The organism is Limosilactobacillus gastricus PS3 (assembly GCF_000247775.1).
Lineage (GTDB): Bacteria > Bacillota > Bacilli > Lactobacillales > Lactobacillaceae > Limosilactobacillus > Limosilactobacillus gastricus_A.
This window is the reverse complement of sequence record NZ_AICN01000010.1, coordinates 1-3,934: the sequence shown is the minus strand read 5'-3', so window position 1 is coordinate 3,934 and position 3,934 is coordinate 1. Positions and strand designations below refer to the sequence as shown.

The 3,934-nt window shown below is 39.2% G+C and carries 4 protein-coding genes; 2 read left to right on the top strand and 2 right to left on the bottom strand.

Annotated elements, in window-relative coordinates; all coding sequences use genetic code 11:
- The coding region (locus PS3_RS10560) for a hypothetical protein (protein WP_235719972.1) at nt 1-185 on the bottom strand (185 nt) is incomplete at its 3' end.
- Between the two features lie 70 nt (nt 186-255).
- Nucleotides 256-1,023 carry a hypothetical protein gene (locus tag PS3_RS00845; RefSeq protein ID WP_040467829.1) on the bottom strand — a complete coding sequence of 256 codons (768 nt, stop codon included), beginning with the start codon at nt 1,021-1,023 and terminating at the stop codon, nt 256-258.
- A 406-nt stretch (nt 1,024-1,429) separates the two neighbouring features.
- Here PS3_RS00845 and tyrS point away from each other — a divergent pair, with 406 nt between their 5' ends.
- Entirely contained in the window at nt 1,430-2,683 is a 1,254-nt protein-coding gene (gene tyrS, locus PS3_RS00840; RefSeq protein WP_007121703.1) for a tyrosine--tRNA ligase, read from the top strand.
- Between the two features lie 241 nt (nt 2,684-2,924).
- On the top strand, nt 2,925-3,934 hold a 1,010-nt coding region (trpS, locus tag PS3_RS00835; RefSeq protein ID WP_040467828.1), incomplete at its 3' end, for a tryptophan--tRNA ligase.

Below are 3,934 nucleotides of genomic sequence, written 5' to 3'. Positions count from 1 at the left end.
TTTATGGGTTCTCTTAACTGATTCTTTTTTGGCCAACTAATAAGTTTTACTTTCGGTCTAAAATCTCCAGACAACGCCAATTTTTCATGGGTTACATATCCATCTGAATATCCACTTGCTTTATTTAATACTGAAATTGTTCCAAAACCTAAGTTATTGTCTGAGACAACTAATAATATAAACACCCTACAATCAAATCCATCACCTTTATCAGAAAAATAACTACATTGTTTAGTAACGTTATATTTAAACCCTTTAAAAATGATTGCGATGGAATTTACTCATGGAATTAAACATGGAATCAGATCCAATATAAACTAAGTATATTGCCCCAAAAATTGTGAATAAGATGACAAACAAAAACGGTAAAGTGCTAACAAAAGTATATTTCCCACTTTCAATCTCCGGATATGTTATATGTAATAGCACGGGAATAATAACGAATTGAATTATAACCATTATAAAACTAATGGGAATAGCCTTATTCCTTTTCACTAAAGCTTTAAATTCATCATATGTCATCATAGCGTATTCTGTTCCAAAAATGAACAATAACACTGTAAAAAACATACTAATGTAAAAATTATAAAAAGCAAAAATGGTGCCATTACTTATTCCAGTTATAGTTCGAATCAATCTCAAAATATGATTCCAAAAATCATTAGATATTAAAATAAAATCAATAAAAATTATTATTGGTGCGAGCAAAGATGCTAATGCTATTCTGACTATTTTTGGTAAAGTTAGGCTTTGATTATCATCACTTATTGCCATCTCATCACTTAAAACTTTTTCTGTACCGTCTAAGTCATTATCATTTATTAGAACTTTAGTTAAAACAGCCCGAGATTTCTCATTTGTTTCTCCACCATCTGAAATTAACTCGATTAACTTATTAACTATGTTCTCTCTCAACCGATACTTATGTTCGAGCGCTCCCTTATTTTTTTCTCTTCTTCCTGTTAATATTGACGTTATATATGCTACTACAACCGAAGAAATGACAGTTATGATAAAACTCATTCACTCACCTCAAACAATATTATAACGATATTGTACCATTCTTTTAATAATATAGATACACATGAATTAGCTAATGATAAAGAGAAATGGTAATGATATCATGATTAAATCAATCTATAAATTAAGTGATTTTAATTCCATTTACTAATCATCCTTCTTGACGCCACTCTTCAAACAGTGTTTAATATCTATATAGTTTAAGTTCTAGTAGAAGTGGTTTCCCTGTTATAGAGAGCTGATGTTCGCTGCAAATCAGCACAAACTTCCCTTCGAATTACACCTTAAATTCTGACAATCAAAAACAATCAATGAGGCATGATCTACATGCGAACATGGGTGGTACCACGATAATTCGTCCCTGGCTTGACCAGGGACGTTTTTTTGACCACCAATTTAGGAGGAACACATGAACATTGTCGATGAATTAAAATGGCGTGGGGCCATTAACCAAACCACTGACGAGGAAGGATTACGGAAATTAACCGAAGAAAAGCAAATTTCACTTTACTGTGGAACTGATCCTACGGGGGATAGTCTTCACATCGGCCACTTAATTCCTTTCATGATGCTGAAACGATTCCAATTAGCTGGTCACCATCCGGTCATCATCATCGGGGGTGGAACCGGGGCGATTGGTGATCCATCTGGGCGGAACACCGAACGTGACATCGTTTCTATGGACACCATTCACCATAATGAAGAAGCCCTCACCAACCAAATGAAACGCTTATTTGGTGAGGAGAACTTCACAATCGTTAACAACTACGATTGGCTGAGCCAAATGAATTTGATTGAATTTTTACGTGACTATGGGAAACTATTCAATCTCAACACCATGTTAAACAAAGAAGTCGTGGCCAGCCGTTTAGAAAATGGGATTTCTTACACTGAATTTACTTACCAAATCTTACAAGCAGTTGACTACCTACACCTCCATCAAAACAACGATGTCCAACTACAAATTGGTGGCTCGGACCAATGGGGAAACATCACTTCTGGAATTGACTTAATTCATAAAATTGAAGGTCCTGAAGCCCAAGCTTACGGACTAACGATTCCTTTGATGGTCAAAGCCGATGGAACGAAATTTGGTAAGACCGCTGGTGGAGCGATCTGGTTAGACCCTGAGAAGACTTCGCCATACGAATTCTACCAATTCTGGTTAAATCAAGATGATCGTGATGTCGTTAAGTACTTGAAGTACTTCACTTTCTTAAGTCAAGCAGAGATTAATGACTTGGCTCAAAAGGTCGAAACAGAACCTTGGAAACGTGAAGCCCAACGCCGCTTAGCCCAAGAAGTCACTAATTTCGTTCACGGGGAAGCCGCTACTGCCGAAGCTGAAAAGATTTCCCAAATTCTCTTCAGTGGTGACATCCAAGCCTTAACCACCACCGAATTGGAACAAGCCTTTAACGGGACACCATCCGTTGATGTGCCTGCCAGCCCACAAAACATCGTTGACTGGCTCGTTGAATACGGGATTGAACCATCAAAGCGCCAAGCCCGTGAAGATGTCCAAAACGGAGCCATTCGCATTAATGGTGAAAAAGTCACCGATCTAGAAGCCTTGGTGGACCCAAGCGCCAAGTTTGATGGCAAATATGTCGTGGTTCGGCGCGGTAAGAAAAATTACACTTTAGCTAAAGTGCAAAATTAATGATTTCTAGTTCCCGCAAATCCACTATAATGATATTAATCAATGGGTGAGTAGTTTTAACCCCAACAGGAACGATCTCTCGACTGAAAGGATCGACGTTAAAACGAAGTGGACCATTGGACAAGAATTAAATAACTACAATAAGCGATGAGATTGAATCTCATAAAATAGGTGGCACCGCGGTAACTCGTCCTATTTCCAGATTGGAAATAGGACTTTTTATTTGGAAAGGAACATAATTATGACTAACAAAGAAATTGTTTTAACTGGTGACCGGCCAACTGGCAAACTCCATATTGGTCACTATGTCGGCTCATTACGAGAACGCGTTCGGATGCAAAATTCCGGTGAATACGACCCCTTCATCATGATCGCTGACCAACAAGCTTTAACCGACAATGCCCGTGACCCCGAAAAAATCCGGCGGAGTCTGACGGAAGTGGCCCTAGATTATTTAGCTGTCGGTTTAGACCCTGCTAAATCTACTATTTTTGTGCAATCCCAGATTCCCGCTCTATCCGAGCTGAATCTTTATTACTTAAACCTCGTTACAGTCGCTCGCCTGCAACGAAACCCGACCGTCAAATCGGAAATTCAACAAAAGGGCTTTAATCAATCGATTCCCGCCGGATTCTTCACTTACCCGGTTAGTCAAACTGCGGATATCACCGCTTTTAAGGCTTCTGTCGTACCTGTTGGTGATGATCAAGAACCCATGTTGGAACAAGCCCGTGAAATCGTCCGCTCCTTTAACCGGATCTACGGAGAAGTCTTAGTGGAGCCACAAGGAGTCTTCCCACCAAAGGGTCAAGGACGCATCCCAGGCTTGGATGGTAATGCTAAGATGAGTAAGTCCTTGGGGAATGCTATTTACTTATCTGATGATGAAGACACCCTGCAAAAAAAGGTCATGTCCATGTATACGGACCCAAATCATATTCACGTTGAAGATCCTGGCCAAGTCGAAGGCAACGTCGTCTTTACTTACCTTGATATTTTTGATGAAGATCAGGCAAAGGTTCAAGAATTAAAGGACCAATACCAGCATGGTGGCCTGGGTGATGTTAAAATTAAACGTTATTTATTTAACGTTTTAAACGAACACTTTACCCCGATTCGTCAACGCCGGCTCGAGTTTGCCAAAGATATTCCGGCCGTTTATGACATGTTAGCTCAAGGATGTCAAAAGGCTAATGAAGTAGCCAATCAAACCCTGGATGAAGTTAAAGACGCCATGGGCTTAAATTATTT